General features: G+C 69.4%; 1 protein-coding gene. It reads right to left on the bottom strand.

What is annotated here, in order from left to right:
• Positions 1-143: 143 nt before the first annotated feature.
• Positions 144-788 carry a LysE family translocator gene (locus ACFV4F_RS27935; protein ID WP_380439450.1) on the bottom strand — a complete coding sequence of 215 codons (645 nt, stop codon included), beginning with the start codon at positions 786-788 and terminating at the stop codon, positions 144-146.
• Positions 789-1031 lie beyond the last annotated feature (243 nt).

Below are 1031 nucleotides of genomic sequence, written 5' to 3'. Positions count from 1 at the left end.
TCGTCTGCCTCTTTGTTGTTTTCGTTGTCGTCTTTCTCCGGGTTGGTTTCTCTTTCTGTTTTTTTTTCTTTCTTCCGCGCGCCCCCGCCCCGCGCCCCCCCCCCCCCCCGCTTCGCTGTGGGAGGAAGGTTCGTGGACCGAGGTCAGGCCCGCGCGCGGGCGGGTACCTCCCGGGCGAGGACGAGCGCGGCGGCACCGAGAAGGCTCCCGGTGATCCGGCGCTGCCACGTGGCCCATGCCGGGCGGCTCTTGAGCAGGCCGGCGATCGACCCGGCCGCGAGCACGATCAGCCCGTTCACGGTGAGGCCCACCGCGATCTGTATGGCGCCGAGGGCGAACCCTTGGGTCGTGGTGTGGCCGCGAGCGGGATCGATGAACTGCGGGATGAGCGCGAGGTACAGGATGGCGACCTTCGGGTTGAGCAGGTTGGTGATCAGCCCCATCCGCAGCAGCCTCCAGTGCGAATCGCGCTGGAGGCCGCGTGGCTCGAACAACCCGCGGCCTCCCTTCCTGAGTGTCTGCCAGGCGAGGAAGGCGAGGTAGGCCGCGCCGGCGGCCTTGAAGCCGATGTACAGCCATGGGACGGCAACGAAGACCACTGCCAACCCCAGGTTGGCCAAAGTCATGTACACAAGGAAGCCAACCGCAGTCCCGACCAGCGAGACAAGCCCGGCCGCGCGGCCCTGGCTGACGCTCCGGGACACCAGGTACACCATGTTCGGGCCCGGCGTCAGCGCCATTCCCAGTTCGACCAGGGCCATTCCGCCGGCTGCCGCCGATGAGATCATCACACGCGCCACCCTGTCAGATGCGGCGCACCGGACGTCACCCGGCATCCGACCAGCGGTGCTCCAGGCGGTGGCGGCGCGCACCTTGGGCCGGGTCGAAACGCTGCATCCGGGGCAGTTCGGTCACAGCGGTGGGGGGGGGGGGGGGGCGCGGGCGCCCCCCCGGACCACCGCGCAGCGAGCGCGCCCACGCTCAGAGGGGGAGAGGGGCGGAGTGGGGAGGGTGATGTGGAGTGGGTGGGT

The organism is Kitasatospora sp. NPDC059722, assembly GCF_042733235.1.
GTDB lineage: Bacteria > Actinomycetota > Actinomycetes > Streptomycetales > Streptomycetaceae > Kitasatospora.
This window is presented reverse-complemented; position numbering and strand designations above follow the sequence as displayed.